This is a genomic window from Methylomonas sp. ZR1 (genome assembly GCF_013141865.1).
In the GTDB taxonomy this organism is placed as follows: domain Bacteria; phylum Pseudomonadota; class Gammaproteobacteria; order Methylococcales; family Methylomonadaceae; genus Methylomonas.
Window position 1 is genome coordinate 4,169,276 of sequence record NZ_RCST01000001.1, and the last position, 26,662, is coordinate 4,195,937.

The following is a 26,662-nucleotide window of genomic DNA, read 5'->3' on the forward strand; positions in this document are numbered from 1 at the left end:
ACCTAATCGGTTTTTTCATTGTTTGTGTCGCCCGATACCCGTGGATAACTATCTAACTTGCCTAGCTAAATACTGCATTTCTTTGACGCCGGAAATGTAATGCCGATGAAATTCCGCCAGGCCAGGTTCCGATGCGGTTTTTTCTAAATAACCGTTCAAAACCGCTAGTTGCTGTTCGGCAATCTGTTGGGCATTAGGGTGGCGAACGCGGTCAGAAACGACGAAAGGCTAGTCACCACTTGCCACCTTTGGGTTTAAGCGACACTTTGGCGAGGTTACCGACCAGCTGCGGCGTGTACTTCAACATATAGTCGGCATAGCGGCGAATCAGCGGAATCTGTTCCTCTAAGTCCTTACGTTCCGCATCAAAATCCTCACGAAACACGATTTTCTTGTCGGCAAATACCAGCGGCGCCGACTCGGAAGTATCGCAGGCCCAACCGGGTTGCGGTTTTAATAGCTCGGCTTGAAATTGCTCGTCCCGATAAGGGTAAAACGGCATGGTGAGGCAGCGCGAGGGTTTATCGGGGTGAATGCTGCACGGATTATCAGGCGCCAGCGCCCGACACGGAAAGGATGGCGGAATATAGGCGGTGGGTACTATCAATGCCGCCGACTCTTTCCTGTCGGCTAGTTTTATCGTGGCGCCCCGCTGGTGACATATAGCCATTCGCCATTTCCGTGGCATTACGAATTTCCAGGCTGCGCCACTCGCATTCATCCGCCATCCGCTCGGCTTCCGCTCGATTGAAGTCCTCCTAAATTTCAGGGGCATGGGTGCGTTCGACATGGTCCAGCATGCGTTGCACGAAAGCCGTGTAGCGCGAACGCATCAAAGCTTCGGTGGTGGGCGCCGGCGCACCGTCGATAATCGGGCCGCAGCATTCGGCATAATCCAGTTTGGAGCCGCAAGGGCAAAGCGTCATAGTTCATCTCCGGTTAGGTTGCGAAAAATTGAGGTCGATCTTTCAATGGTAAGCGACAGCCGGCTTCGGCTCAGGGCAAGCACTGGAAATTGTCGCCATGCATCGACACCACTTTCGATAGCTCGTTTCAACGATAAAAACGTTCCAATTGTCGAATATGCCCGGCGCCGAACGACTACTCAGTGCGAACATTATTTTTAACCCAGGAGTTGACCATGAAATACCTATGCCTGATTTGCGCCGAAACCGTGATGGAACAGATGACCGACGATGATTCAGCCAAACACTTTGACGAATACGCCGAATTTACCCAAGCTATCCGCAACAGCGGCCATTACCTGAGCTGCAATCGGCTGCTGCCGGCCAATGCGGCCATCACGTTGCGGGTGCGCGGCGGTAAAGTCAGCATCACCGACGGCCCGTTCGCGGAAACCAAGGAACAACTCGGCGGCTATTATCTGATCGAGGCTAGTGATTTAAACGAGGCTATCCAGGTGGCCGCGCGGATTCCAGGGGCAAAACACGGTTGCGTGGAAGTTCGGCCGATAGCCGAAGACCGGCAAACGCTGCAAGCGTTGGGTTTTTTGGAACCGGACAATTTGCGTTAGCCGGCAAGCTTGCCAACTAGTGGAAAAAAATTTCTGCGGCTTGTCGATTTCGGCATTCGCGGTTCGACAACAGGCGTAAGCAGTCTTTTTCCACAACAAACCTAAAACCAGGAGCACAGTCATGAACAACATCAAACCTATCCCCGACGGTCACCACACCTTAACTCCTTACCTGGTAGTGCGCGGCGCGGCGGCGGCACTGGAATTTTATGCAAAAGCCTTTTCTGCCACCGAGCTGTTGCGTCTGCACGCACCCGGCGGCGCGATTGCCCACGCCGAATTCAAAATCGGCGATTCGCATTTCATGCTGGCCGACGAAAGTCCCAATTGCGGCGACATATCGCCACAGGCGCTGGGCGATACGCCGGTAAAATTGCATCTCTACGTCACTGATACCGACGCGGTGTTCGCCGCCGCCATACAAGCCGGTGCGGCGGAAATCATGCCGCCCACCAACCAGTTCTGGGGCGACCGAATGGGCGCAGTGACCGACCCATTCGGCCATAAATGGCTGATCGCCACGCACATCGAAGATGTCGACCCCAGCGAATTTCAGGGCAGAATGGAGGCTTTCTTCGCCGCTCAGGCAACAGCCGGTAAACCTTAAATCGGCCGATTTCGGCATCCTCGCACCTTTAAAGGAAGCAATATGAACAAACAAATATTCATCAATCTGGCGGTAAAACATCTCGATCAATCCGTGGCGTTTTTTACCGCGCTCGGCTACACCTTTAACGCGCAATTTACCGATGAGACCGCGACCTGCATGATCGTCAGCGAGAACATCTTCGTCATGCTGTTGACGGAAGACAAGTTCCGCACGTTTACGCCTAATAGCATTTGCGACGCCACCAAAAGCACGGAAGTACTGATCTGCTTATCCTGCCAAAGCCGCGACGAGGTGGACGGCATGGTAAGCAAGGCGGTCGCCGCTGGCGGCAGCACCTATAACCAGCCGCAAGACCATGGCTTTATGTATGCGCACGGTTTTCAGGATTTGGATGGCCATATCTGGGAACTGGTCTACATGGCACCGGATGCGGTATCCCAAAACTAACGGAGAACGCGATGAAATATATGCTACTGATTTATCTCGAAGAACACAGCCTGGACGAAGCCGACCGGCAGGCCTGTTATGCCGAATCCACCCAGCTCGCGCACCAATTGAAAGCCAACAGCCAATATCTGGCCGCCAGTCCGTTGCAACCCACAGCCATGGCTACCAGCGTGCGGGTGCGCGACGGCAAACGCTTTATCACCGATGGCCCGTTCGCGGAAACCCGCGAACAACTGGGCGGCTATTATCTGGTCGACGTCCCGGATCTGGACGCGGCTCTCGCTATCGCCGAACAGATTCCGATGGCGCGCAAGGGTACCGTCGAAGTGCGGCCGCTGATTGAGATTCCGGGTTTGCCCGGCGATTGAACTTACCATGCTTTAGGAGAAGACCGTGATCAAAACCATCCTTATCGTTCTCGTCGTCATAGTCGTCGCGCTACTGATCTATGCGGCAAGCAAACCCGATACCTTCCGCGTACAACGCTCGATCACCATCAAAGCGGCCCCGGATAAGATTTTTCCGTTGATCAGCGATTTGCACAATATGCAAACCTGGTCGGCTTGGGAGAAAGTCGATCCGGGCATGAAGCGCTCATACAGCGGCGCAGCCAGCGGTCCCGGCGCGGTCTACGAATGGGAAGGCAACAAGGAGATAGGCCAGGGCCGCATGGAGATTCTGGAAACCAATCCACCGGTAAAGCTGATGCTGCGGCTGACTTTCATTAAGCCATTTCCAGCCGAAAACACCGTGGAATTTACGCTACAAACCGAAGGCGTTGTTACTCATGTCACTCAGGCCATATACGGCCCCAGCCCCTTCCTCTCTAAAGTGATGAGCCTGGTGTTCAGCATGGACAAAATGATAGGCGGCAAATTCGAGGAAGGTTTAGCCGAGCTAAAGACCATCGCCGAAAAGTCATCATCTATTTCAATTTCAGAGGACAAGCCATGAAGCCAACAGAACAAACAGCTGAATCGCGTGAATTAATGCTGACGCGCCTGATCGATGCGCCACCCGAGAAACTCTATAAAGCCTGGACCGAACCGGCACTGCTCAAGCAGTGGTTTTGTCCGAAGCCCTGGACCGTGGCTGAAGCCGAACTCGATGTCAGAGCCGGCGGCACCAGCATCATCGTGATGCGTGGCCCGGACGGCGAGGAGTTTCCAAACCAAGGAATCTATCTTGAAGTCGTGCCAAACGAGCGTTTGGTGTTTACCGACGCCTATACCAGCGCCTGGGAACCCTCCGCCAAACCCTTCATGACCGGCATCATCACGTTTACACCTGAAGCCGGAAAAACCCGCTACACCGCGCGCGTGTTGCATTGGACCGCGGCAGACCGGAAAGCCCACGAGGAAATGGGCTTTCATGAAGGCTGGGGCAAGGCCACCGACCAACTGGCCGAGCTGGTAGCCGGCTTTTAAGACGGGAAAACCGGTCATTACTTTTTAACACTAACCGAGTAAACACCATGCCCAAAATCACCCCATTTTTATGGTTCGACGACCAAGCCGAAGAGGCGATGAATTTTTACGTATCCATTTTCAAAAATTCGAAAGTCTTGAGCGTTACTCGCTACGGCGATGGCGGGCCGGGACCGAAGGGCAGCGTGATGACTGCCAATTTCGAGCTGGACGGACAGGTATTTACCGCGCTCAACGGCGGCCCGACGTACCCGATGCAAGCGTTTTCCCCAGCAATTTCCTTTGTCGTACACTGCGAAACTCAAGCAGAAGTGGACCACTATTGGGAAAAACTATCCGCGGGCGGCAAGCAGAATCAATGCGCCTGGCTGGAAGACAAATTCGGCGTAACCTGGCAGATCGTGCCGAATGTGCTGCTTGAATTGATCAGCGATCCCGACCCGGTAAAAAAGCCGGACGGGTGATGCAGGCCATGCTGAAAATGACCAAAATAGACATAGACACCTTAAAACTAGCCTACGCACAATCCTGATGAAACCGCTATTCGCCACTCTACTATTACTACTTGCCGGCCGGGTTAACGCCATCGAATGGGTGGATAGTCCTGCGCTCGCCACACTGTTCAGCGAAGCGGGCGTGCATGGCACTTTCGTAGCCTACGATGTCGATGCGGATAGGCTAATCGGCCACGACCAAATTCGCGCGGAAACCCGCTTCATCCCGGCCTCGACGTTCAAGATTGCCAATAGTTTGATCGGCTTGTCGGTAGGCGCGGTCAGTAGCGTAGACGAACCGTTGCCATACGGCGGCCAAGCACAAATGATCAAAGACTGGGAACGGGATATGGGCTTGCGCGAGGCGATCAAACTATCCAACGTGCCGATTTATCAAGCACTGGCCCGGCGCATCGGCCATGAGCGGATGCGCGAGAGAGTTGCCAACCTGGGCTACGGTAACGCCGATATAGGAGATACGGTTGATCGGTTTTGGCTGGATGGTCCGCTGCAAATCAGCGCGGTGGAACAGACAGCATTTTTGGCCCGCTTGGCGCGGGATCAATTACCGCTCTCTGCCGATGTTCAGAGCAAAGTCCGGGAAATCATCATGCTCGAGCAAAGCGGCGAACGGGTTTTATACGGCAAAACCGGCTGGTTAAACGCGCCCAATACCGGTATCGGCTGGTGGGTGGGCTGGATCATGCACGGAAATCGTCTGTACAGCTTTGCATTGAACATCGACATCACTCAAGCCGCCGACGCACCCAAGCGGGTAGAGTTGGGCAAGGCCTGTCTCAAGGCCTTGGGAATATTGTAATCGCAGGGTCTTATTTGGCTCGCAACGCCAATGCGGTTTTTGCCAGACGTTCCCCCAGCACCCAGCACAAGCGTTTTTCATGCTCGGTGAGTTCGGCATCAGTATCGGCGACATGGCTGGGCCCGTAAGGCGTGCCGCCGCTGACCGTTTCGCGCAGCGCAATCTCGTTGCACGGTAGGCTCATCAGCAACATGCCGTGATGCATCAAGGGCAGCATCATCGATAACAGCGTGGTCTCCTGACCGCCGTGCATGCTGCCGGTGGACGTAAACACGCCGGCCGGTTTGCCGGACAAGGCGCCGGAGAACCATAACGCGGTCGTGCCATCCAGAAAATGCTTTAAGGACGCCGCCATATTGCCGAAGTGCGTTGGGCTGCCCAGCGCCAAACCGTCGCAGGTTTCCAGATCCTGCAGAGTTGCATAGGGTGCGCCGGCATCGGGAATGCTGTCAGCGATTTTCTCGCACACCGCCGACACTTCCGGCACCGTGCGCAACACCGCTGCCGCGCCGGGCACCGATTCCACGCCCCGGCCGATCTGTTGCGCCATCCGCATGGTGCTGCCGTCGCGGCTGTAATAAACAATCAGGATTTTCGCCATCAGAGTATCGCCAACACGTTTTCCGGCGGCCGGCCGACGGCGGCTTTACCGTCTTTCAGCACGATAGGCCGTTCGATCAATTTGGGGATTCTAATCATCGCTTCGATCAAGTCCGCATCGCTGAGGGATTTGTCGTCCAAACCGTTCTCTTTATATTCCGGCTCTTTGGTACGCATCAAATCGCGCGGCTTGATGTTGAGCTTGGTCAGAATGTCCTGCAATTCAGCGGCGGTAGGCGGCGATTTAAGATATTCCACAACCTCCGGCGTGACGCCTTGCGCTTCCAGTAGTTTCAAAGTGTCGCGGGATTTGCCGCAACGCGGGTTATGGTAGATTTTGACGCTCATGGTTTGCACCTTAATCATGACGGGTTGCGGCTATAATAGCACCCTTCGAATCACGGATAAGCTCCCAAAGCCATGCAATTACCCAACTATTCAACCGCCCGCGTGCTGGTGGTCGGCGACCTGATGCTGGATCGTTACTGGCACGGCGCCACTTCACGGATTTCCCCGGAAGCGCCGGTGCCGGTGGTGCACGTCAAACAAGACGAACAACGGGCGGGCGGCGCCGGTAACGTGGCGCTAAATATCGCCGCGCTGGGTGCAAAAGTATCGCTGCTGGGTTTTACCGGCGAAGACGAAGCGGCAATGGCGTTGAAGGCTTTGCTGCAACAAGCCAAGGTCTTGTGTATGTTTCAGGCGGTGCCGGGCTATCCGACCATTACTAAATTGCGGGTGATGAGCCGGCATCAGCAGTTGATCCGGCTGGATTTTGAAGACGGTTTTAACAATGTCGATAGCGATGCGTTACTGCATCTATACCATGCCGAGATGATGCAATCGCAAGTGATCGTGCTTTCCGATTACGGTAAAGGCACCCTAAGCCAAGTGCAACAATTCATCAAATTGGCTAAGCAGTTGCACAAGCCGGTATTGGTCGATCCGAAAGGCAGCGATTTTTCGATTTACCGGCAAGCCACGCTGATTACGCCCAACCTCAGCGAATTTGAAGCGGTGGTGGGCCGCTGCGCCGACCAGCAGCAAATCGTCGAGCGCGGCATGAATTTGTTGACCGAGTTGGATTTACAAGCGCTGTTGGTCACGCGCGGCGAAAATGGCATGACCCTGCTCAGCAAGGACGCCGAACCCTTACACCTACCGACTCACGCCCGCGAGGTTTTCGATGTCACCGGCGCCGGCGACACCGTCATTTCCGTGCTGGCCGCCAGCCTGGCCGCGAAAAAACCGCTGGCCGAAGCCACGCAACTGGCTAATATCGGCGCCGGCATCGTCGTCGGCAAAATGGGCACCGCCACCGTCAACACTGACGAATTGCATGCCGCTTTGCAAGGCCCACGCGCCCATCACAAAGGCGTCTGCAGCCTACCGGACCTGCTGGCTGAGCGCGCCGCCGCCAAACAAAACGGCGAAAAAGTCGTCGCCACCAACGGCTGCTTCGACATCCTGCATCCCGGCCACGTCCGTTACCTGCAACAAGCTAAAACCCTGGGCGACCGCTTGGTGGTGTTGGTCAACAGTGACGCCTCGGTGCAACGCCTGAAAGGCCCGGAGCGCCCGGTCAACAAACTGGATCATCGCATGGAAATGTTGGCCGCGCTGGAATGCGTGGACTGGGTGGTGGAATTTGAGCAAGACACCCCCAAGGAAGTCATCGACCAATTACTGCCGGACATTCTGGTCAAAGGCGGCGACTACACCGACATCACCAGCATCGCCGGCCACGAAAGTGTATTGGCGAATGGCGGCGAGGTGAAGATCTTGTCGTTTATTGAGGGGCATTCGACGACTTCGATTATTCAGACGATTAGAGATAAAACTGGCAACTAGGCCATGCCGTCAATACAATGTATGTATAAGACTGGCGTTCTATGATTTCATTTGGGCAAGAGAAAAATGAATTGCTCAAGCAAAGTCGAGGCATCGGCTTTGAGGAGATTATCGCGGCAATCAATGCAGGAAAAATACTCGATGTATTTGAGCATCCCGATCAAATACGCTATCCGCAACAAAAAATTTATGTCGTTGAAGCGCTTGATTATGTGTATTTGGTGCCATTTTTGCGGAACGAAGACGGCATCTTTCTTAAAACCATCATTCCAAGTCGCAAAGCCAAAAAACGTTACAAAGGGTAAAGCCATGTTCGATGATGAAGAGATGTCGATATTAAACGCATTGGAAAATGACCAATTGGTACGTAGCATCAATGCCGATGAAGAAATTGCTTTGGCAAAACAGGCCGCTAAAGAATATCTATCAAAATCAAAAAACGTCACTATTCGCCTTAGTTTGGGCGATGTGACATTAATTAAAAACCGGGCTCAAGATGTTGGTATCCCGTATCAAACGCTAATTTCTTCGCTGGTACATCAATATGCAACGGGCAAAATACGATTGGAAACTTAAGAAGTGTCGCGACATCAATAAATCATGTGCTGAAGGCAACTCATGAAAACTGACGCCGAAATCATCCATAGCGGATTCGAATCGATTTTTTCAACCTTAGGCATGGTTGATGCCGAGCGGTTTATCATGCTGATTAAGCGCGACAAATTCGATTACACTCAGTGGCAAAAACAACTCTGGCCGAACGAGTCTGTAGAATCTTTATCTGCCCTAGCTCAGCGGGATTGGGAACAATTTTCCTGAATTTGCCGCGAACTTCAATAACAGACAATCGCTCTCCCAAAAGAATTGCTTTTCGAATGATTAACCTAAAAGACCGCCTCCACCAATACTGGCTACTGGCCCGCTTTGATAAACCCATCGGCATTTTCATTTTGCTGTGGCCGACATTATGGGCCTTGTGGATTGCCGGTGACGGTAGGCCGGACGGTTTGGTGCTGACCGTGTTCGTCGCGGGCGTGGTGTTGATGCGAGCGGCGGGTTGCGTGATTAACGATTACGCCGACAAGGATTTCGATCCGCATGTGGATCGTTGCAAGCTACGGCCTATCGCAGCCGGCAAGGTTAGCCCGAAGGAAGCTTTGATTGTATTTGCGGTATTGTGTCTGACCGCGTTCGGTTTGGTGCTGCTGCTGAATGGGTACACGATTGGCTTGTCCTTCATCGGCGCGTTTCTGGCGGCCAGTTATCCGTTCATGAAGCGCTTTACCCATTTGCCCCAGGCTTACCTGGGCGCGGCGTTTGGGTTTGCTGTGCCGATGGCGTTTGCCGCGCAAATCAACGAAATCCCCTTGGTGGGCTGGATTTTATATTTAGCGGTGCTGCTCTGGGCGCTGGTGTACGACACCATGTACGCCATGGTGGACATTGACGACGATTTGAAAATCGGCGTGAAATCGACGGCCATTTTGTTCGGCAAACGGGTGCGGGAAATTACCGCTGGTCTACAAGTTGTGATTATCGGCTTGTTGCTTACAGTGGGCACGATGCAACAGCTCAGTTGGCCCTATTACGCCGGCTTGTTGGTCGCCAGCGGTCTGGCGGTTTACCAGCAAAAATTGATTTTTCATTTCGATAAACCCAGTTGTTTCAAGGCGTTTTTGAACAATAACTGGTTCGGTCTGGCAGTGTTTGTTGGCATTGTGTTGGCTTACTGGCAATAGCGGATCGAGGCGCTTAGGTTTGGAAAATCTACCCAGCCTTTGTAGAACGGATTTTCAAACATACCCCAATTGATTTTAGGAGTTGCGATGAACTATCAGGAGATGCTCGCCGTGGCGTTTGCCGAAGCAAAAGCCGGTTTTGACGAAGGCGGCGTGCCGGTCGGCGCGGCCTTGTTCGATGCTGATGGCAGCTTGCTGGGCCGGGGCCGCAACCGCCGCGTGCAAGATAACGATCCGTCCGTGCACGGCGAAACCGATGCCTTCCGCAATGCCGGCCGGCAGACCAGTTACCGCGACAAAATTTTGGTCACCACCTTGGCACCGTGCTGGTATTGCTCGGGATTGATTCGGCAATTCAATATCGGCACGGTGGTTGTCGGCGAATCAAGCAACTTTTCCGGGCATCTGGACTGGCTAAAAGAAGCCGGCGTCAAGATTGTGGAATTGAACGACCCCGTCTGCATCGAGTTGATGAGCCGTTTTATTGCTCAATCGCCAAAGATTTGGTTTGAAGACATCGGTGAGGACTGTTGTTAAACCGAGATTTGCCGCTGATTCTATCCGTTGAATAGCACAGCCGTAGAACCCAACTAAAAATCCCTTACAAAATGGCATTGCTCTATGCGGTTATTTATTATAAAACGGCGAGAATGATGCGCTGATACCTAAAGGCGTTCTTCGCTGTCAAGCCTTCGAGAGTGGAACAGGACTTCTCATTTCCCTGGGTTCACACATTCTCTGGGACGACGATATCCGATTTAATAAATTCTCGATCCATAATCTGCAAAGGAGTTTTCGTTTATGAGTCTGTCCTTAGTCATCGGTAACAAAAATTACTCATCTTGGTCGTTACGGCCTTGGTTGTTTTTGAAATATCACGACATCGACTTCACGGAAATCCGCATCCCGCTGTATCGAGAGGATTCGAAAGACAAACTGCTGCAATACTCGCCGACCGGTAAAGTACCGGTTTTGCTGGATGCTGAGCTTAAGGTTTGGGATTCGCTGGCAATATTGGAATATCTGGCGGAACGCTTTCCGCAAACCCAAGGCTGGCCGGAGGATTTTGCCGAACGCGCTGCGGCCCGCTCCTTGGCTGCCGAAATGCATTCCGGATTTACGGCGCTACGAACCTATTGCGGGATGAATTGCAAGCGAACACCCTCAGCCAAACCCTTGCCGGAAGCGGTGCATCCGGACATCGAACGTATCGGTGAAATTTGGCAACACTACCGGCAACTGCACCGCCACGACGGTCCGTGGTTATTCGGCCGTTTTACGATAGTCGATGCGATGTTCGCCCCCGTCGCCTTGCGATTTCACAGCTATCAACTGGCAACCAATAAAGAGGCTCAGGCCTATGTGGACTGGGTGCTGGCTTGCCCGGCTGTAAGCGCCTGGATGGAAGCCGGCAAGTTGGAAAGCGAGGTAATCACCGCGTTTGAATAAGCGGTTTACAACGTTGCTTATAACCAAAATAAAATGGTCACTGCTCTACTGAAATGATCGATATTTTCAAAACTGAGTTTTGCCGATATGCCAGTGCATATGTAAAAGACAACTGGAAACATCAACTCATTGACCAGCCATTAATCGGTCGTTCCTGTAATGCTTTTCTCCAGTTCATACCGGGGCATTCGAAACCTGAATTTCACCCACCCGAAAACACCGGTTTCTAAACCTTAAAAATTAAACAGTGATTCTGAACCAAGCTGCATATAAAGCCGGCAAAAACAGTAGCGTCAACGCAGTCGCGACGGTCAAACCTCCCATAATCGCCACCGCCATCGGGCCGAAAAACGCGCTGTGGGTGAGGGGAATCATAGCCAATATTGCCGCCGCCGCCGTTAATACGATGGGGCGAAACCGGCGCACCGTCGAATCGACAATCGCATCAAAATCCGAACGCCCGGCCTGCTTATCCTGATCGATTTGATCGACCAGAATTACCGAGTTGCGCATGATCATGCCGGAAAGTGCGATGGTACCCAACATCGCCACAAAACCGAACGGTTGTTGAAAAATCAACAAAAACAAGGTCACGCCGATTAGTCCCAGCGGCGCTGTTAATAACACCAAGGCCATCCGCGAAAAGCTTTGCAACTGAATCATCAGCACAGTCAATACCGTTAGAAAGAACAAAGGCATACCGGCCGCGACCGAATCGCCGCCTTTGGCCGATTCTTCCACCGCGCCGCCGGTCTCCAGGCGGTAGCCGGGCGGTAATTGCCGCTTTATGTCGACCAGTTGTTCTTCTATCTGAGCCGACACCATCGGCGCCTGCATATTGCCATACAAATTCGCGCGCACCGTGACGGTAGGAATGCGATTACGCCGCCAAATCAAACCTTCCTCAAAACCGTATTCCAGTTCCGCGACTTGCGACAGGGGCACACTGCGTCCGCCGGGGATAGGTATCATCAAATTTTGCAGACGCGATAAATGCTTACGTTCGATTTCGGCGCCACGCACCAATAAGTCGATGCGCTCGATGCCTTCACGAAATTCGGTCACATACAAGCCTTGTAGCGCACCGTTGACAATATTGGCAATATCACTGGAGCTAATCCCCAGCAGTCTGGCTTTCGATTGGTCAACATTCACGCGCACGACTTTCACCGGTTCTTCCCAATCCAACTGCACGTTGGACGGATAAGGGTTGGCGCGCATCACATCCGCCACCTGGCGGGCAATCGTGCGTAGCGTTGATAAATCCGGCCCGGAGACTCTGAATTGCACGGGAAAACCTACCGGCGGGCCGTTCTCCAAACGTAATACGCTGCCGCGCATATCCGGAAAATCCTGTTCGAACAAATGTATGAGTTTATCGCGCAGTTGTTCTCGTTCCGCTGGGCCATTGGTCAACACCACAAACTGCGCAAAGCTGCGTTGCGGTAATTGCTGATCCAAAGGTAAATAAAAACGCGGACTGCCGTTGCCGACATAAGCCACGTAATTATCGATGCCGCTTTGGTCATCCAGCCAGGCCTCCAGTTTTTTCACATCGGCTTCAGTAGCGGCATACGACACACCTTCCGCCAAGCGCAAGTCGACAATTAACTCCGGCCGAGTGGAATCCGGAAAAAACTGTTGCTGAACAAACTTAAAACCGAAGATCGCGGTAATAAACATGGCTATGGTTAAAACAATCACCAGCCAGCGGTGGATAACGCAAGCAGCCACCAGTTTTCGGAAGCGCAGATAAAACGGCGTTTGATATAGCTCGTGGGCGTGGTTCTTGGGCTGTTCGGCATGTGGTTTGTTCCGCAATTTGGCCCAAATCCGCGCCCAGCTCGACGCTTGCTCTTGTCCCTTGCTCAAGTCAGGCAATAAGCGATGGCCCAAATACGGTACAAACACTACCGCCGCGAACCAGGAGACCAACAAGGCGATAACCACCACTTGAAAGATCGAGCGGGTGTATTCGCCGGTAGAAGACGCCGCCGTGGCAATCGGCAAAAAGCCGGCCGCGGTTACCAATGTGCCGCTCAGCATCGGCATCGCGGTGGATGTATAGGCAAATGCGGCAGCACGGGTTCTATCCCAACCCTGTTCCATCTTAGACGCCATCATTTCCACGGCAATAATGGCATCGTCCACCAACAAACCCAAAGCCAAAATCAACGCACCCAGAGAAATTTTGTGCAAACCAACGCCAAACAGATGCATCAGCCAAAAAGTGACTGCCAACACCACCGGAATCGTGATCGCGACCACGATGCCGGTGCGTAAACCCAACGACAGCAAGCTAACGCCCAGCACTATGACGACCGCTTCGGTCAGCGATTTGGCAAACTCGTTAACCGAGCGCTGCACCGCTTTCGGCTGCGAAGACACAGTATGCAATTCCAAACCCACCGGCAATTGGGCTTGGGTAGTTACCACGGCCTGGTCCAAATCGCGGCCCAGCTTGATGATATCGCCGCCAGCACGCATCGCCACGCCAATCAACAGCGCGTCATGACCTTTATAACGCACCCGGTCCTTGGGGGGATCTTCAAAGCCGCGGCTGACTTTGGCGACATCGCCCAACCGAAATTCGTTGTTATTGGCGCGAAAACGTACATCCCGCAGTTCTTCCAATCTATCGTAACGACCGGTTACCGCAATCCGAATATGCTCGTTTTCAGAATCGAAACTACCGCTGCCCGTCACCAGATTTTGCGCTTGCAAGGTGCGGAGCAAGGTGGCAACGTCGATGCCGATGGTCGCTAATTTGGCATTGGACAATTCGACGTAAATGCGTTGTTTCTGCTCGCCGAAAAAGTCAACCTTGGCGACATCGTTCACTCTGAGCAGTTCGGCGCGCAACGTTTCCGCGTGACGCTTCAGTTCCGCATAGTCGTAGCCGTCGCCGGTCAAGGCATACAAGTTTCCGTATACATCCCCAAACTCATCGTTGAACGTCGGCCCTTCAACACCGGCCGGCAGGGTGTAAGCAATATCGCCGATTTTTTTACGAACCTGATAAAAAATGTCCGGGACTTGCGCCGCGGGTGTGGAGTCCTTGGCCGACAGAAAAATTAAGGATTCGCCCGGCCTGGAATAGCTGCGTAAATTATCCAGCCAGGGTACTTCCTGGAGCTTTTTCTCCAGTTTATCGGTGACTTGTTGTTCCACTTCCTGCGCGCTGGCACCGGGCCAACCGGTGCGGATAACCATCACTTTGAAAGTGAACGGCGGATCTTCAGACTGGCCCAGCCTGGTATACGAAAGCATGCCTACCAAGGTCAGCATCAACATGGCATATAACACCAATGCCGGGTGCCGCAAAGCCCACTCGGAGAGATTGAAGCCCGATTTCATGGTTGGCTCCGCAGCGGCGTTGCCCGGACTTTCTGGCCGGGTATCAAAGTTTGCACCCCCGCCACTACTACTTGTTCGCCTTTTTGGATACCGCCGGCAATCAACACACCATCTTCGCGAAACGCGCCGGCCTGAACGGTTCTAGGCTGAACTTCACCGTTCGCCGGATTCACCACCCAGACGACGGATTGACCATCGCGCTGAGTAAGCGCTGTGGTGGGTAATAAAAAATCCTTGGTGTCCTGATGATAAAAACGGACGCCGGCCGTCATGCCCAAACGCACCGAATCGTCGGCATCCAGGAAAACCACACGTACTTGAAAAGTACGTGTGAGATTATCGGCCGCCGGTGCCACTTCCCGGACTTTACCTTGATATACGGTAGTGGGGTTGGCCCACAATCTGATTTCCGCCGGCACATCGACAGCGATGCCCAGCATGCGCGACTCGGGAACGGCTATTTCAACTTCCTTATTCTCCGGCACGGCAACACGAACAATAGGCTCGCCGGCGGCAACCACTTGGCCCGGTTCGGCCTGAATGCGGGTAACCACGCCATCCCGCTCCGCCAGTAACTGCGTGTAGCGCGACTGATTGCCGGTTACCGCCGCTTGCGCGCGGGTTTGCTTTACCCTGGCCGCCGCCGCCTTGAATTGCGCTTCCTGAATATCCAAAGCCTGGTTGGAAATGAATTTGCTGGCGTGTAATTGGCGTTGTCTGTCCAGCTCAGCTTGGGCCAAGGCCAAATCGGCTTCCGCCGCCCGGACTTCCGCCTGCGCCGCTTGGGTGGATAAACCGGTATCCATACTATCCAGTTTGGCCAACAGCTGACCCTTAGTCACCACTGCGCCTGTATCGACATTGCGTTCGATAATTTTGCCGTTGATGCGAAAACCTTGAGCACTTTCGTAGCGGGAGCGAATTTCGCCTATCAATATGATAGGAGCGGCTGTGGTTTGTTCGCCTACTGTCACCACTAAAGCCGGTCTGGGCGCTGATGCTGTGGGCGCTGGTTTTTCGCAAGCGGCCAGCAATAGCGGCAACGTCAACAACAAATATTTCATCTTATCCCCTAAAAAATGGCACTAGCTGCATCCAGAGTTATTTATGCCATGGCCTTGCGGATTAACTCCAGCGGCACCAGCGAAATCAATGCTCTAAACAACAAGGCGTTATGATTGTTGACTAGGCCGTAACATTCGTAATCCAAGGGTGTGGCGTTCAAATCGCCGAAATCGTGCGCGGCACAATCCGCTGCGGGTTTGATCAAAATATGCACCGCGTCGTTACTTTTAAGCTGCGACAAACAACGTCTGTCGATGGAAATTTTGTGCGAAGTATAGACCATGGGGTTACGCTCGAAATCGTGCAGCCATTTCAAGGCCTTTTCCAGTAAGGCACTGGACAGCAATGCGCACGGAAACATCTCCGGGAAAATCACCTTATCCTGTAGCTCGTCGAAATACTGGGTTTGATCACGTAGCGATGCACACAAAAAATTCTTGGCATTGCTGGTCATCATGAACTTGCGTTTGAGAAAAAAACCATTGCTCAAAAAACAACGGTCAGGCTGGATTTTTAATTCGCCGACCCGAGACAAATCCGGCTGATCTAAAAACAGCGGTTCGGCGGTTTCTTTTTTATAGCCGGTCAGGGCCAGTTTGCCGTCGGCCTTGACGATAATCCGATTGCTCAAGCTTGGCGACGGTTCTTTTTTAAATACCGATTCTTTAATATCCACTTCAATCGCCTGGTTCGGCTTAATGGCATTGGCAAAGGCAAACTGGTAGTTGCTGAAGTTCAAGCTATGTTCGGCCAGCAATTTTTCTTCGTCATGTTGCCGGCGATAGTCGGCGATCTTGCCTTCGATCAAGGACTCTAGCTGAAACCCCAAGGTAATCGGGCCATTAAACGGATTGCCGTTAATGTTCTGCCACTTCCGGCTATCGTGGAACAGATTGAAATCGTCGGTGGAATTGCGGGCGATGTCGATATGTAGCTGACTGAAAGCGTCCGGATTGATTGGATTCATAGAAGCGGCCTCCGCTGGGCTTTGGATACAAGGCAATTCAACTCGCCGCATGCTACCACCTATCATCGGCATCACAAACTTGGCAAAGGCGGCATACTGCGTTTGCAGCTTAGTCTAGCTGATCGCCGCTATCCAGGGCTTTCAGACGGGCGCTTACCCAGGCCAGATCGTTGGCGTATTGCGGAACATTGGGAAAAGCTTCAGCCAATTTCGCCGCTAACTCCTTACTTTCCTTAAAACAACCTATGGCCTGGGGCAAACGTCCGAGGACTTGCTCCACCATGCCGACATTGTTCAGCGAAACATTCAAATCACTTAGCGCTTGCGGACTATCGCCCAGCGCCTCCCGCAGTTGCCGGCGCAAGCTCAGGCTTTCGGCATAGGCCGCTCGCGCTTCTTCTGGGCGGCCCAGGGCTTTACCCACATCGCCGATGTTGTCCAGCGAAATACTCAAGTCGCGCAGCGCTTGCGGACTGTCGCCCAGCGCCTCCCGCAGTTGTCGGCGCAAGCCCAAGCTTTCGGCATAGGCCACCCGCGCTTCTTCCAGACGGCTCAGGGCATTTTCCACATTGCCGACGTTATCCAGCGACACACTCAAATCGCGCAGCGCTTGCGGACTGTCGCCCAGCGCTTCCCGCAGTTGCCGGCGCAAGCCCAGGCTCTCGATATAGGCCGCCCTCGCGGCTTCCAGGCGGCTCAGGGCATTTTCCAGATTGCCGACGTTATCCAGCGACACACTCAAATCGCGCAGCGCTTGCGGACTGTCGCCCAGCGCCTCCCGCAGTTGCCGGCGCAAGCCCAGACTTTCGGCATAAGCCGCCCGCGCCTCTTCCAGGCGGCCCAGGGCATTTTCCACATTGCCGACGTTATCCAGCGATATACTCAAATCGCGTAGCGCTTGCGGACTGTCGCCCAGCACCTCCCGCAGTTGCCGGCGCAAGCTCAGGCTTTCGGCATAGGCCGCCCGCGCTTCTTCCAGGCGACCCAGGATTTGAGCCACCGCGCCGACTTTGTTCAGCGACACACTCAAATCGCGTAGCGCTTGCGGACTGTCGCCCAGCACCTCCCGCAGTTGCCGGCGCAAGCTCAGGCTTTCGGCATAGGCTGCCCGCGCCTGTTCCAGGCGGCCCAGGGCATTATCCACATCGCCGACGTTATCCAGCGATATACTCAAATCGCGTAGCGCTTGCGGACTGTCGCCCAGCGCCTCCCGTAGTTGCCGGCGCAAGCCCAAGCTTTCGGCATAGGCCGCCCGCGCGGCTTCCAGGCGGCCCAGGATTTGATCCACCGCGCCGACTTTGTTCAGCGACACACTCAAATCGCGTAGCGCTTGCGGACTGTCGCCCAGCGCCTCCCGCAGTTGCCGGCGCAAGCTCAGGCTTTCGGCATAGGCCGCCCGCGCGGCTTCCAAGCGACCCAGAGCCTTATCCACATCGCCGATGTTGTTCAGCGATATACTCAAACCGCGCAGCGCTTGCGGACTGTCGCCCAGCGCCCCCCGTAGTTGCCGGCGCAAGCCCAAGCTTTCGGCATAGGCCGCCCGCGCGGCTTCCAGACGGCCCAGGGCATTATCCACTTCGCCGACGTTATCCAGCGACACACTCAAATCGCGCAGCACTTGCGGACTGTCGCCCAGCACCTCCCGCAGTTGCCGGCACAAACTCAGGCTTTCGGCATAGGCCGCCCGCGCGGCTTCCAGGCGGCCCAGGGCTTGGCCTATATCGCCGGTGTAATCCAGAATTATGCTGAAATTACGCACGGCATCGGGTGCATCAGGTTTATTAGCCAACCGCCGCAACACCGGCGATATTTGCTCGACAACTTGCCCGGCGGCGGCATAATCCGTTCTCTCAATAGCCGCGTCGAGCGCGGCGAAAGCCGCATCCGCCGACAGCCGCTGTTTGTCGGTAGTGTGTTCCCACAAGCGCCGCCATTCCAGTTCAGCGGCTGACAATTCCCGGCTGGCTGCCAAGCCGGCCGGAGCAGGTAAATTCTCCGGGCAACCGGCCAGTACTATAGGTTCTGGCGTCGGTAAATCGGCGGTATAACTGCGAATACTCCATAAATCCGGCAGCATGCTAGGCACATCGATACGAAACTCGGCCGGCAGCAGCACTATCAGCGGGCAGGCAACGTCGCGCTCCAATAAGAAGCGTCTTTCGTTAAGGCGGGCCAGCAATTGCCAGACCGCCCGGCGCTGGCTATCGCCATCCAGCCTTAACTCCAACCACAAGGGCGGGCGCTTGTCGCCCAGAGGCCGGGCAGCGAGTATCGCCGCCAAGGTGGCGTCCAGTTGTTCGGGATGTTGTAAAACAAATTGCCGTAACGGCAGGGTATTGATACTCAGCAAGTCTTGCAGGCGCTGTTTCAAAGCCTGGACCGGCGCGGGATGCCGACTAAACAACACCGCCAACGCAAAGCCGCGCGCCCATTCCAGATGCGGGCGCAGCTTACGCCAAATGCTGTCCAGCTCGGTTTGATAATCGGTGTCAATCACCTTTGGCAACGATGTCGCGCAACAGGGGATGCACGTCAAACCAGTCATCGCCGTTGCGGTAGTTGAGGATGTATTTGCCTTCGGTCAGACGGGCAAAGTCCGGGAGTTTGTCCAGGCTTTCCAATTGCCGGTCGTGCTTTTCCAACACCCGCGCCAACACCTGTTTGTCGTCGCGAGCCAGCGGCATATCGTTACGCAAGGCGCTTTCCGCGCTGGCTAATACCGTATCGGGTAGCGGTAGCGATTCCTGATACAGCGCTTCGGTGATGCATAAACCCACCAACCGGAAAAAATCGCGTAAATCGCCACCGGAGTTGGCGGCTAAACGTAGCAATTGCTCCCTGGTAAAAAATGTGCTCCATTCAGGAAAACGCCGGCCGACAATATCCACCATCGCATTCAGGCCGGTTTCGGAAGGTACCGGCGCAGCGCCGTCTTGCGGACGGCTTTCGTAAACATGCACGCTGGGCAGCATATAGATTTTGCCGCCGGAATACAAAGCCCCCAGGCTACCGGCCAAGGCCGTCAAATACGGTGGAATGGTGCAAACCAAATACAACGGCGGAAAACGCAATTTGTCGGCATGCCCGGAAAAAATGGTTTCCACGCTCTTGAACACTTTACCTATGTCTTCGCTGTCGCCGACCCCGCGCAAGCGTTCCACCGAATCCAACAGTAACACTACTTTTTTATCCGGCTGACCGGCTTTCCGGCGGGCGACAGCCACAACGTTTTCGACGAATTTACGCGCTTCTTGAACCAATCTGGCGACGTGACCGCGGGTGCCTTCCTGGAGCTTTTTCTTGAAGGTGGGGTTTTCCCGCAGCGACATTTTCAAGCTGGCTTTGAGATCCTCGCCGGCTTCCAAACCAAGTTCCTCGATTTTGACTTCGCTTTGCAGAAAATTCCAAACCCGTTCGAAAAAGCCGATGTTGGCGGGATCGTGGCCGTAGCGTTCTTCGATTTTTTCCGATAAGCCGCCGAGCATGCTAATCAGAAAATCGGTGATTTCCACGGCCATGGTTAAATTCAGGTATTCGGCCATATCGACATAAAACACTTCGCAGCCCTGCTCGCGCAGCATTTCCGCCAGACGCATCAATTCGGTGGTTTTTCCGGTGCCACGGTTACCGGAAAATAAGTAAGTGCCGCCGCCTTCGTCGAAATCTATGCGATCAGCCAACACCCTAACCAGAGGCCGATCAGGCCCGTGTAAACCTTCTACGTAAAGGTCTTCGCTGACGCCGTCCGCAATCAAGGGATGCTTGCCGAATACCACCGGTCGGGTGGCATCCAGTGCATTGAGACAAGCTTTTATTTTGGGGCGTAATTCTGCCGGGTTGACCATGAGTATCTCTAGCCTAATTCAGTAAACATTCCGCTTTTGGAAATTTTAGTCATGTTAGCACGCTACATGGTTTTCTTGAGTCTACCCGGAGATAGTGTCCGGATAAGTGTATTTCAACGGGCGATGTTAAGAGATGGCGCTTGTAGTGCTACCCCTATCTATTGAGCTGTTGCAAGTATCGCCGGAAAAAGCCTGCCAAAAAACACGGTTTCTGTTGAAAACTTGTTGGTCGAACAGCTAGGAGTTTGTGGATAAGTTGTCTGTAAAAACCCGGATTCTAGTTATCCCCAGACTGTAAACAAGCTAAAACGCCGCTGTATAACAGCGTTAATTTTTAATAAGGCTATGAATAAATTCATATAAACAGTGTTTTCCACAGATTTTTCCGCCTTAGTAGTAATAACAATCTAAAGATATATATAAAGTTATTATTACTACGATAATTGGACCTGAGTATTTCAGATCACGGAAACATCAATCCTCCGATGACATTTGTTCGGTTAGGCTTTTAGGCAACTTCTTCTTAACTTTCACTCCCAATTCTTCTAATGCGCCGGCCTGACGCAGCAAATTACCGCTACCGCTACTGAGCTTGTTGACGATGCCGTCGTAGGTTTTTTGTACCGTGCTGAGTTGGTTACCCAGTTTTTCAATGTCTTCGACAAAACCTCTGATCTTGTCGTACAGGCTGCCGGCTTTATCAGCGATCAAGCGGGCGTTTTCGTTTTGTTGTTCGTAACGCCAGATGTTTTGCACGGTGCGCAAAGTTGCCAACAAGGTAGTCGGGGTGACGACGACGATTTTGTGTTCGAAAGCATCGTTGAATAATTTTTCGTCGGCCTGGAACGCTGCCATAAAGGCGGCTTCGATGGGCATGAACAGCAATACAAAATCCAGTGAACGTAAACCTTTCAAACTGGAATAGTCTTTATTGCTTAAACCTTTGATGTGATTTCTGACCGCTTCGGTGTGTTGTTTCAGGGCTTCGATGCGTTGGTTATCGTCTTCCGCCGAGCAATAGCGCTCGTAGGCCACCAATGAAACTTTGGAATCGATGATGACATCCTTGTTTTCCGGTAAGCGGACGATGACATCCGGTTTGAACAGGCGGTTGTCTTCATCGCGAAACGCGCCTTGGGTTTCGTATTCGATACCTTTGCGTAAACCGGATTGTTCCAAGACTTTTTCTAGGATCATCTCCCCCCAATTACCCTGGGTTTTATGATCGCCTTTCAAGGCGCGAGTTAGGTTCAGCGCGTCCTGATTCATCTTCGCGGTATCGCGGCGTAGCGAGACGATTTCCTCGCGTAAGGAAATGCGGTCTTTGGTTTCGTTATCGTAAACGCTTTCGACGCGGCTTTTGAATTCACCGAGTTGTTGCTTAAGTGGTGCAACCAAACTTTCGATACTGACTTTATTGTGTTCGGTAAATTGCTTGCCGCGTTCTTCGAAGATCTTATGCGCCAGATTCTCGAACTGGGTTTTTAACTGATTTTCCGCATCTTGCAGTAGGCGGATTTTCTCGGCGTTGCTTTTGTGTTGTTCTTGCTGACGCGCGTTGAGATCCGCGTTTTCGGTTTTCAACTCCAACAATTGTTGCTGTAGCAACTGCAACTCGGATTCTTTTTGCGCCAACAGCAAAACCCGCTCTTCCGCCACGGCCAATTTAACGGCTTGTTGCTGGACTTGCTGTTGCTGATGCTCTAACTGACTTTGCAATTCGCGCTGCCGCTTACCGCTCAGCCAGGCGCAAGTCAGGTAACCAAGCAAAGCCGCCAACGGTATTGCCGCCAGTGCCATCCCTATTTCTGTTTCCATCGAAATCCTCTTAATAAATCAAGCAGACGGTTTACCGCGGCTTGATCGACAAATCCCCAATCGTAAAACCAATGTCAAAGCCCTTGCCTTTACCCATCAACACCAGGGAAATTTCGCCACGGGTCAATACTTGCCTATCCACCGAGTTTTTAATCCCAAAGTGATTACCCAGCGAAATGTAATCGCCAAAAATTTCGCTGATATATTTCACATCGGTGAAATGGCCTTCGCCTTCAATAACCGAATAGCCAATCGTAAAACCTATGCTTTTTGAGGACAGCTTTACCGCTGCCTTTTGGCCATTACGGCAGGTGATTTCGCCAGTACCGTCGTATTGCTTATAAGCCAGCGAAAAGCCCTCCATCTTGTAGGTCATGCTGCAGGTACCCAGTTTCTTTTCGCCAAACTGCTCGTTAAAGTCAATCTCGGCCTGGTTAGGCTGGCCGGTATCAGTGGTTTCCGGCGCGGCCGGTGTTGCCGGTTCCGATGGCTTTGGAGACGGTGCGTCGGTTAGCGGATGGGTAACAAAATCGGCGTGGCTTATATTGGAAAACCCGACAAGTAGACAAGCAACGTAAAGTAGTATCCGACCAGAAATCTTATACTTGGCTGAGTTAATCAGGATTAGGCTATAACCCTGTTTCTTTGGAGTTGGCAAGTGGGTTGGCTGTTTATTCATCTATTTCGTCCAAATCAGTTAGACACGGAATATACGATTTGGCCAGAGAGCACAAATCGTTGGTTTTCAAAGCTGGGAAAGCCTGCTTTGAGTTATCAGGAGAGATTGTAGGCTTGGGATTAGCGGGTGGGAATGGCGAAAATCAAAATTGTACCGCCGAGCGATGGCGACGCTCAGATACTGACTTTCAATGTTGGTCGTAATGTCCGCCGATAGCAAAAATATAAATGCAGTTATCGTCGAACTTATAAATCAGCCGGTCTTTATGCGAAATTCGCTTGGACCAAAGTCCGGAAAGATTGTGACGTAAGGGTTCCGGTTTGCCCAAACCAGTTGCGGGATCACCGCGCAGCATTTCCTTGAACAGTTTGCAAAGCGCTTTGTGTAAAACTTTGTCTTTGTCTCTCAGCGCTTCGTAGACAACCCAAGTGTTACCTTCAAATGCCAGCGATCTCAATGAATTGCTCTTCGCTTGGTCGGTAGCCTTGCTGTTGAGTGTGTGTGGCGGCGGAAGCAGCGATTTGTGCCATCAGGTTGGCGTTTTGCAGCACATAAAGCGTTTCCTGCTCCCGTTCCCAATCGTCGGCGCTGATAACCACAAACGCTTCTCCAGCTCGGCGCGTGACTTTCAGCGGCTCGTGATTATCGACCACTTGCTCGACGTAGCTTTTTAAATTGTCCCGAAATTGATTGACGCTGACGGTTTCCATAATGGCTTTCTCCTGTACGGAAGTTCCGTACCATTATAGGATGAAAGTCGTTATTGGGCTACGGTTATGAACGATGCTAGCCACTCTGCTATTCTCTGCGTCAGACTGTAAAAACAAGATTTGGTAGGTGCGGTTAGCGGAGCGTAACCGCACGAATGGAAGGCTTTCATGCCTCCGATTATGCTTCGCCAACTGGAGCGGACTCACCGGTTGGATGTCCAGTTTTCCAGAGTTTTGGTTCGGAGTTCCGTTGCTGTTTTCAGACAACTGAAATAGTCCAACTGCCATATGGAACCACCTTCGGATTGTTTTACTTCTTCTTTGCAATGCGGATCCCGATCCTTAAGCCAAAATCGTTGCTGCTGACGAAGTACCTTTTGCTTCTCGAGAGTCAACTTGGATATGGTAGCTTTGTATACCTTATTCAAAGTAACGTCTGCCATCTTGTAATCACGCAAAGCACACGCATTCATTTCTTGCTGATTCCCTTCATAGTTACACTGAAACGAACCTTCGACATCAGTTGGAAGGCTAGCTGCGCTGGCTGTTCCAGCAAACAGAACAACCAATAATAGAGTGGGTATTGCCATTTAGCCTAACAAAATTAAAAGGTTCTGCATGCTGACTCTGCTCAACCTCACAACCCGTTAAAAACCTCAGCTGCCGCATCCACCGTCGCCTGCAAATCCTGATCCGAATGCGCAGCAGACACAAAACCAGCTTCAAAAGCCGACGGCGCTAGGTACACACCTTTATCCAACATCGCATGGAAAAATTGCTTAAAGCGATTTACATCGCAAGCCATAACCTGGGAAAAACGGCTGACCGATTTTTCATTGCTAAAGAACAAACCGAACATGCCGCCGACTTGGTTGGTAGTGAAGGCGATGCCGGCCTGATCGGCAGCGGTTTGTAGGCCGGCCAATAATTTTGCGGTTTGGGCGGTCAAAGCCTCGTAGAAGCCGGGCTGGTTGATCAGTTCCAGGGTTTTCAAGCCAGCGGCCATCGCCACCGGGCAGCCGGACAAAGTGCCGGCTTGATAAACCGGACCCAGCGGCGCCAGATATTCCATAATCTTGCGGCTGCCGCCGAAAGCGCCGACCGGCAGGCCGCCGCCGATGATTTTACCCAGTGTGGTCAAATCCGGTTTAACGCCGTACAGGCCTTGCGCGCCTTGCAAACCAACGCGGAAGCCGGTCATTACTTCATCAAAAATCAACACGCTGCCGTATTGATCGCAAACCTCGCGCAAAGTTTGCAGAAATCCCGGCTCGGGCGGAATGCAGTTCATGTTGCCGGCTACCGGTTCGACGATGATGCAGGCGATTTTGTCGCCAAATTCGGCGAAGGTGCTGCGCACCGCATCGCTGTCATTGTAAGTCAGGGTTAGGGTGTCGGCAGCGACGGAGGCCGGCACGCCGGGTGAACTGGGTACACCAAAGGTCAACGCACCGGAACCGGCTTTGACCAACAAGGAATCAGAATGGCCGTGGTAGCAGCCTTCGAATTTAACGATCTTGTCGCGGCCGGTATAACCGCGCGCCAGGCGCAATGCGCTCATGGTGGCTTCGGTGCCGGAGCTGACCATGCGCACCATTTCTATGGACGGCAACAGTTTGCAGACTGTTTGCGCCATCAGCGTTTCTATCGCGGTGGGGGCACCGAAGCTCAAGCCTTTTTCGGCGCTGTGCTTAACGGCTTCGATCACGGCCGGATGCGCATGCCCCAAAATCATTGGCCCCCAGGAACCGACATAATCGATGTAGCGCTTACCTTCGCTGTCGTAAACGTAAGCGCCGGCCGCGCGGTCGAAATATACCGGCGTGCCGCCAACACCGCTGAAGGAACGCACCGGCGAGTTGACGCCGCCGGGAATGTATTGTTTGGCTTTAGAAAATAATTCGGAAGATAGTGTCATGGGGAATGATAGATTGGGTAAAACGGTAGGTTGGGTTACCCTTCAAACACAAAAGCTCGATAGCGGGTAACCCAACATATGAGGCCGACGTGTTGGGTTACGGCTAACGCCTTTTATGCCCTTTCGGGCAAACCCAACCTACGATCTTATTGTGGTTTGCCAAACAAATGCGGCCCTTTGGGCTGCGGTTTGTTTTGCAAACAGAAATACGCCGCAGCATCGAATTTGATCTGCAAGGTGTGGGTGTCTTCGTGGTCTTCCAGATATTTCTCGGCATCAATTTCCGATAGATCTTTCATGATGTGTTCGGCGATACAGTCACAGCTTTCTTGGAAGCGTTTTTCGTCGACGTCTTTGTTATTCGAATTTTTCAGTTCCCGCGCGACGCATTTGGCCGAAAACTCTTTTTCGAATTGGCGTTTCTCAGGTTCGGTCGCTTCGCCGCTATCCACGCGATGGACAGCTTTTTTACTTGCAGACGGGGCACTGGCTTTGGGTGTTTCCGCTTCATCGCTGGAGCAGCCGGCAAGGGTCAACGCCGAAACAATCAGCGTGGCAAACAGATAAGACGTTTTTCTAGTTTTCATAAGTGTTGTTAGTTCTATTAGTTAAGTAAATCTTGCAGCAATGTTGCCAAGGTTTTTTGTTGTTGATTTTGGGTTAAGCGGTTTGCGGTCACGATGCTTTTTAGTTGCTGCAAAGCCAGACTGAAATCGTCGTTAACGATCAAATAATCGTACTCCGGATAATGGCTCATTTCCGTCACCGCATCGCTCATGCGCCGGGCAATCACCTCCGGATTATCCTGGCCGCGGTTTTGCAAACGCTGGCTCAATACCTCGATAGACGGCGGCAGGATGAAGATCGACAGGCTTTCCGGCAACATCCTTCTGACCTGCTGGGCGCCTTGCCAATCAATTTCCAAGATCACATCCAGCCCTTTAGCCAGATTATCTTCTACGGTCTGTTGTGCGGTGCCATAAAAGTTGTCGAACACTTGTGCATGCTCTAAAAAGGATTGCCGCTCGATCATGGCTTTAAAAGTCTCGACCGAGACGAAAAAATAATCGACACCATCCTGTTCGCCGCTGCGCATCGCCCGCGTCGTGTGTGATACCGACACAGCCAGATCGTCCATCTCGGCAATCAGTTGTTTAACAAGACTGGTTTTGCCTGCCCCGGACGGTGCGGAAATAATATAAAGTTTGCCCGAAATCATGTGTAGTAATGAGGGTAATCCATGCGGCCGTCATTCTTTTCTGATAACGTCCATAGAGTCAAGCCCTAAGCGGTCACTGTGGTATCATGCAAGGCCTTTCTAAGCCCCTTCTT

General features: G+C 52.8%; 32 protein-coding genes. 15 read left to right on the top strand and 17 right to left on the bottom strand.

Annotated features, from left to right (window positions below; translation table 11 throughout):
- Positions 1-232: 232 nt before the first annotated feature.
- Together DDY07_RS23915 and DDY07_RS23920 are read right to left on the bottom strand one after the other, a co-directional pair.
- Positions 233-670 carry a hypothetical protein gene (locus DDY07_RS23915; protein WP_216614780.1) on the bottom strand — a complete coding sequence of 146 codons (438 nt, stop codon included), beginning with the start codon at positions 668-670 and terminating at the stop codon, positions 233-235.
- 88 nt (positions 671-758) lie between these two features.
- Positions 759-926 (bottom strand): YchJ family metal-binding protein, encoded by a 168-nt coding sequence (locus DDY07_RS23920; protein ID WP_216614781.1) that lies wholly within the window; start codon positions 924-926, stop codon positions 759-761.
- A 215-nt stretch (positions 927-1,141) separates the two neighbouring features.
- On the opposite strand from DDY07_RS23920, the gene DDY07_RS18955 reads away from it, so the two are divergent.
- From DDY07_RS18955 to blaOXA, 8 genes are all read left to right on the top strand, one after another.
- Positions 1,142-1,534 (top strand): YciI family protein, encoded by a 393-nt coding sequence (locus tag DDY07_RS18955; RefSeq protein ID WP_171697015.1) that lies wholly within the window; start codon positions 1,142-1,144, stop codon positions 1,532-1,534.
- Between the two features lie 121 nt (positions 1,535-1,655).
- Complete coding sequence (locus DDY07_RS18960) at positions 1,656-2,141, top strand: VOC family protein (protein WP_171697016.1); 486 nt, start codon at positions 1,656-1,658, stop codon at positions 2,139-2,141.
- 42 nt (positions 2,142-2,183) lie between these two features.
- Complete coding sequence (locus tag DDY07_RS18965) at positions 2,184-2,591, top strand: VOC family protein (protein ID WP_171697017.1); 408 nt, start codon at positions 2,184-2,186, stop codon at positions 2,589-2,591.
- 11 nt (positions 2,592-2,602) lie between these two features.
- Positions 2,603-2,959, top strand: coding sequence for a YciI family protein (locus tag DDY07_RS18970; RefSeq protein WP_171697018.1), 357 nt, complete (start codon positions 2,603-2,605; stop codon positions 2,957-2,959).
- 25 nt (positions 2,960-2,984) lie between these two features.
- Positions 2,985-3,545 carry an SRPBCC family protein gene (locus DDY07_RS18975; RefSeq protein WP_171697019.1) on the top strand — a complete coding sequence of 187 codons (561 nt, stop codon included), beginning with the start codon at positions 2,985-2,987 and terminating at the stop codon, positions 3,543-3,545.
- Complete coding sequence (locus DDY07_RS18980; protein ID WP_033157651.1) at positions 3,542-4,018, top strand: SRPBCC family protein; 477 nt, start codon at positions 3,542-3,544, stop codon at positions 4,016-4,018. Before DDY07_RS18975 ends, DDY07_RS18980 begins: the two co-directional genes overlap by 4 nt.
- 47 nt (positions 4,019-4,065) lie before the next feature.
- Entirely contained in the window at positions 4,066-4,482 is a 417-nt protein-coding gene (locus DDY07_RS18985; RefSeq protein ID WP_253734539.1) for a VOC family protein, read from the top strand.
- Between the two features lie 67 nt (positions 4,483-4,549).
- Positions 4,550-5,332, top strand: a complete 783-nt coding sequence (blaOXA, locus tag DDY07_RS18990) for a class D beta-lactamase (RefSeq protein ID WP_171697020.1) — start codon at positions 4,550-4,552, stop codon at positions 5,330-5,332.
- A gap of 10 nt (positions 5,333-5,342) precedes the next feature.
- On the opposite strand, the gene wrbA is transcribed toward blaOXA, so the two are convergent.
- Positions 5,343-5,933 carry an NAD(P)H:quinone oxidoreductase gene (gene wrbA / locus DDY07_RS18995; RefSeq protein WP_171697021.1) on the bottom strand — a complete coding sequence of 197 codons (591 nt, stop codon included), beginning with the start codon at positions 5,931-5,933 and terminating at the stop codon, positions 5,343-5,345.
- Entirely contained in the window at positions 5,933-6,280 is a 348-nt protein-coding gene (gene arsC / locus DDY07_RS19000; protein WP_171697022.1) for an arsenate reductase (glutaredoxin), read from the bottom strand. Before arsC ends, wrbA begins: the two co-directional genes overlap by 1 nt.
- Positions 6,281-6,352: 72 nt before the next feature.
- On the opposite strand from arsC, the gene hldE reads away from it, so the two are divergent.
- The 7 genes from hldE to DDY07_RS19035 all read left to right on the top strand — a co-directional run bounded on the left by hldE (position 6,353) and on the right by DDY07_RS19035 (position 10,971).
- Positions 6,353-7,783: a bifunctional D-glycero-beta-D-manno-heptose-7-phosphate kinase/D-glycero-beta-D-manno-heptose 1-phosphate adenylyltransferase HldE gene (hldE, locus tag DDY07_RS19005; RefSeq protein ID WP_171697023.1), complete on the top strand. Its 1,431-nt coding sequence runs from the start codon at positions 6,353-6,355 to the stop codon at positions 7,781-7,783.
- A 41-nt stretch (positions 7,784-7,824) separates the two neighbouring features.
- Positions 7,825-8,088, top strand: a complete 264-nt coding sequence (locus tag DDY07_RS19010) for a DUF4258 domain-containing protein (protein ID WP_171697024.1) — start codon at positions 7,825-7,827, stop codon at positions 8,086-8,088.
- 4 nt (positions 8,089-8,092) lie between these two features.
- Positions 8,093-8,359: a hypothetical protein gene (locus tag DDY07_RS19015; RefSeq protein ID WP_171697025.1), complete on the top strand. Its 267-nt coding sequence runs from the start codon at positions 8,093-8,095 to the stop codon at positions 8,357-8,359.
- A gap of 42 nt (positions 8,360-8,401) precedes the next feature.
- The gene (locus tag DDY07_RS19020) at positions 8,402-8,602 is read left to right on the top strand and encodes a hypothetical protein (protein WP_171697026.1); all 201 of its coding nucleotides are present in this window, start codon (positions 8,402-8,404) and stop codon (positions 8,600-8,602) included.
- Between the two features lie 56 nt (positions 8,603-8,658).
- Positions 8,659-9,522, top strand: coding sequence for a 4-hydroxybenzoate octaprenyltransferase (ubiA, locus tag DDY07_RS19025; RefSeq protein ID WP_171697027.1), 864 nt, complete (start codon positions 8,659-8,661; stop codon positions 9,520-9,522).
- A gap of 87 nt (positions 9,523-9,609) precedes the next feature.
- Positions 9,610-10,059, top strand: coding sequence for a nucleoside deaminase (locus tag DDY07_RS19030; RefSeq protein WP_171697028.1), 450 nt, complete (start codon positions 9,610-9,612; stop codon positions 10,057-10,059).
- Positions 10,060-10,323: 264 nt separating this feature from the next.
- Positions 10,324-10,971 carry a glutathione S-transferase family protein gene (locus DDY07_RS19035; protein ID WP_171697029.1) on the top strand — a complete coding sequence of 216 codons (648 nt, stop codon included), beginning with the start codon at positions 10,324-10,326 and terminating at the stop codon, positions 10,969-10,971.
- Between the two features lie 240 nt (positions 10,972-11,211).
- On the opposite strand, the gene DDY07_RS19040 is transcribed toward DDY07_RS19035, so the two are convergent.
- From DDY07_RS19040 to gmk, 13 genes are all read right to left on the bottom strand, one after another.
- On the bottom strand, positions 11,212-14,328 hold the full coding sequence (locus tag DDY07_RS19040) for an efflux RND transporter permease subunit (RefSeq protein ID WP_171697030.1): 3,117 nt from the start codon (positions 14,326-14,328) through the stop codon (positions 11,212-11,214).
- The gene (locus DDY07_RS19045) at positions 14,325-15,392 is read right to left on the bottom strand and encodes an efflux RND transporter periplasmic adaptor subunit (RefSeq protein WP_171697031.1); all 1,068 of its coding nucleotides are present in this window, start codon (positions 15,390-15,392) and stop codon (positions 14,325-14,327) included. The genes DDY07_RS19040 and DDY07_RS19045 overlap by 4 nt, the downstream gene beginning before the upstream one ends.
- Before the next feature lie 41 nt (positions 15,393-15,433).
- Positions 15,434-16,360 (bottom strand): hypothetical protein, encoded by a 927-nt coding sequence (locus DDY07_RS19050; protein WP_171697032.1) that lies wholly within the window; start codon positions 16,358-16,360, stop codon positions 15,434-15,436.
- Between the two features lie 109 nt (positions 16,361-16,469).
- Positions 16,470-18,905 (bottom strand): tetratricopeptide repeat protein, encoded by a 2,436-nt coding sequence (locus DDY07_RS19055; RefSeq protein WP_171697033.1) that lies wholly within the window; start codon positions 18,903-18,905, stop codon positions 16,470-16,472.
- Positions 18,850-20,205, bottom strand: a complete 1,356-nt coding sequence (locus DDY07_RS19060; protein ID WP_171697034.1) for an ATP-binding protein — start codon at positions 20,203-20,205, stop codon at positions 18,850-18,852. Before DDY07_RS19060 ends, DDY07_RS19055 begins: the two co-directional genes overlap by 56 nt.
- A 474-nt stretch (positions 20,206-20,679) precedes the next feature.
- Positions 20,680-22,023: a DNA recombination protein RmuC gene (locus DDY07_RS19065; RefSeq protein ID WP_253734541.1), complete on the bottom strand. Its 1,344-nt coding sequence runs from the start codon at positions 22,021-22,023 to the stop codon at positions 20,680-20,682.
- Between the two features lie 31 nt (positions 22,024-22,054).
- Entirely contained in the window at positions 22,055-22,702 is a 648-nt protein-coding gene (locus DDY07_RS19070; protein WP_171697035.1) for a hypothetical protein, read from the bottom strand.
- 187 nt (positions 22,703-22,889) lie between these two features.
- Positions 22,890-23,159 (bottom strand): Txe/YoeB family addiction module toxin, encoded by a 270-nt coding sequence (locus DDY07_RS19075; RefSeq protein ID WP_171697036.1) that lies wholly within the window; start codon positions 23,157-23,159, stop codon positions 22,890-22,892.
- Positions 23,140-23,412, bottom strand: coding sequence for a type II toxin-antitoxin system Phd/YefM family antitoxin (locus DDY07_RS19080; protein ID WP_171697037.1), 273 nt, complete (start codon positions 23,410-23,412; stop codon positions 23,140-23,142). Before DDY07_RS19080 ends, DDY07_RS19075 begins: the two co-directional genes overlap by 20 nt.
- A 203-nt stretch (positions 23,413-23,615) precedes the next feature.
- Positions 23,616-24,002 (bottom strand): lysozyme inhibitor LprI family protein, encoded by a 387-nt coding sequence (locus DDY07_RS19085; protein ID WP_171697038.1) that lies wholly within the window; start codon positions 24,000-24,002, stop codon positions 23,616-23,618.
- 47 nt (positions 24,003-24,049) lie between these two features.
- Entirely contained in the window at positions 24,050-25,330 is a 1,281-nt protein-coding gene (hemL, locus tag DDY07_RS19090; protein WP_171697039.1) for a glutamate-1-semialdehyde 2,1-aminomutase, read from the bottom strand.
- A gap of 146 nt (positions 25,331-25,476) precedes the next feature.
- Positions 25,477-25,917, bottom strand: coding sequence for a hypothetical protein (locus DDY07_RS19095; RefSeq protein ID WP_033157632.1), 441 nt, complete (start codon positions 25,915-25,917; stop codon positions 25,477-25,479).
- A gap of 17 nt (positions 25,918-25,934) precedes the next feature.
- Positions 25,935-26,549 carry a guanylate kinase gene (gmk, locus tag DDY07_RS19100; RefSeq protein WP_171697040.1) on the bottom strand — a complete coding sequence of 205 codons (615 nt, stop codon included), beginning with the start codon at positions 26,547-26,549 and terminating at the stop codon, positions 25,935-25,937.
- Positions 26,550-26,662 lie beyond the last annotated feature (113 nt).